This window comes from Aeromicrobium sp. (assembly GCF_014378035.1).
Lineage (GTDB): Bacteria > Actinomycetota > Actinomycetes > Propionibacteriales > Nocardioidaceae > Aeromicrobium.
Genome location: NZ_JACMOM010000279.1, coordinates 1 through 2,382 on the forward strand (window position 1 = coordinate 1; position 2,382 = coordinate 2,382).

Genomic DNA, 2,382 nt, shown 5'->3' on the forward strand with positions numbered 1-2,382 from the left:
CGGGTGCAGGCCAAAAGTTGTGGAGGAGCGCAGCGGGGGAAGAAGTTTTCGCTGAAACTGTGACGACGGCTTGACGCCGGCAGCACGCAGTGAACAATCCCCCAGACGAAAAGCAACAAAGTTGACGTGCGCCGACCTGCACAGTCGGGCACCAGGACTCCTCGTTCATCTGCGGATTCGCACCAGACGTTACGAACCAGCGACGCCGGCGGGGAGAGTCCGTGTCGTCATCGCGTCGGTGTCCGCCGATGACCTCAACCTCTTCTTCGGTATCGGCTCATGCGACGTAGATGCTGCGTCCGTGACCTCCGCCTGTCGTGGGAAGGACTTGTGACTGCGCGTCGAGAGCCAGGCACCTTTGAATAGGTTGCGTGTCGAGACCCGTATTGTCCGTACACTTTTAGCGCTGAAAGGCGGCTGTGGTCTGATGCCACGCACCGTGCCCTCAATTTACGCGCTCAGGGCTTCATCCCGGACGAGATCGACGAGCCAATCCGACAGCATCTGCCCGTACATCGGGTCAGGTGCCTGAGCGTGTTGATGCTCGTGCCAGCGTGCGGCCGCGGCTGGCGTCGATTGGCGCGAGATGAAGTCGGTCAGCGGACAGTCGGCGAGCACAGTTGGGTGGGGCGAGGTCCAGCGCAGAAACTGCCAGTGGTAAGTGAGTGCCCCGAGGGCGCTCCGCAACGCGTTGGTTCGAAGCGGGAAGGCGAAGCCCGCCACCCAGCGTGGCACCTTCTCTGCCGGCATCGGACGGGCGAAGAAATACCCTTGTCCCAGCGGCACTCCGAGGATGCTTGCGGCCTCTGCTATTCCGCCGTCCTCGAGTCCTTCGATCACGACGCTGACGCCAAAATCGCGTCCCATCTGGGTCAGCGCCGCGATGGTGCTCAGCGTCTCCACCGGCTTGGACCGGATGTCGACGAGCAGACCACGGTCGAGTTTGATCATGACGAAGGGCAGCGCGAAGAGGCGTTGGAGGGTGCTGTACCCCGAACCCAGATCGTCGAGGGAGAGACCCACCCCGAGGCTGAGGAGACGGTCGATTGCCTCGATCTGTACGTCGGATTCCATTGCGAGGGTTTCCAGCAGCTCCAGGCCAAGCCGGTCGGGCTCGATGCCGTGGAGCTGGATCGCGTCGCCGACCCACCGTGTACAGTCTGGATGCCGGAGCGTGGACGGCGAGATGTTCACCGACACCTTGGTTGACAGACCCTCGTCGTCCCATCGGGCGATGCAGGCGAGCGCCTCGTTCAGGCCCCGCCGGAACAGCTCGTCGAGATCGGCCTCATCCAGGGCGGGAAGGAACCGGGCCGGTGGAATCACCGTTCCGTCCGGCAGAGTCAACCGAGCCAGGGCCTCGACTCGACGGAGCCCGCCCGTGCGCAGGTCCAGCACCGGCTGCATGAACATGGACAGCCCTCCGGCGAACAAGTGATCCCGGTAGGTCTGGTCGTCAGGCACGTCCGTCGTGTCCTTCACCCTGTCGACGTGCCGGTCTACCGCTGCCTCGAGAGCGTCCAGTGCCAGCGACCACCACAGGCCCGCTGGCCGGTCCGCTCGGGCTTGACGGAGGGCGGCGTCCGCTCGATGAAGGAGGGAACCAGCCGCACCGTCACCCGCGATGCGAGCCAGTCCCATGCTCAGATCGATGGTGCAGTCCTGGTCCAGATCCTGGCCTGTGAACGTGAAGGGGGTCTCCACGGCCTCGTGCAGGCGCCCCAGTGAGTCCTCCAACCGAGTTCCTTCATCGATGTTCTCAAGGACGACGGCGAACCGGTCACCGCCGAGGCAGGCCAGAAAGTCACCTTCCGCCAGCCGCTCTCGCATCCGGCGTCCGAGTTGTTTGAGCAGGCTGTCGCCCGCCTTATACCCAAAAGCGCCGTTGATCGATCGGAGCGCGACGACGTCGACCAGGGCCAGGGCTGCACCTCGGCCTGGCCTGCGTGTGGACAAGTGCTGGTCCAGGGCGCGGCGGTTCGGCAAGCTGGTCACCGGATCATGGCCGGCCTGGAACTGCAATCCCTCCTGATGTGCCATGCGCGCGGTGACGTCGCGCTGGACGCTGACGAAGTGGGTGATCGTTCCGGCCTCGTCTCGGAGAGGCCGGATGCTTAGACTGTTCCAGAACGGGAAACCGTCCTTTCGGTAGTTGAGGATGTCCCCCTCGTACGGTTCCCCGCAGCTCAACGCCCGCCGGATTGCCGCCGTGATTACAGGGTCCGACCCAGGCCCCTGCAGAATGCGGCAGTTGAGGCCGAGCATCTCGGCCTCCTCATAGCCCGTAATGGCGGTGAAGGACTTGCTCGCGTGAAGAATTCTCTGCTGCGGATCGGTAATCAAGGACGCCTGGGACGTGGCAGCGAATGCGCGGGCTAACAC

General features: G+C 64.1%; 1 protein-coding gene. It reads right to left on the reverse strand.

What is annotated here, in order from left to right:
- Positions 1–450: 450 nt before the first annotated feature.
- Entirely contained in the window at positions 451–2,382 is a 1,932-nt protein-coding gene (locus H7290_RS14320) for an EAL domain-containing protein (RefSeq protein ID WP_290514692.1), read from the reverse strand.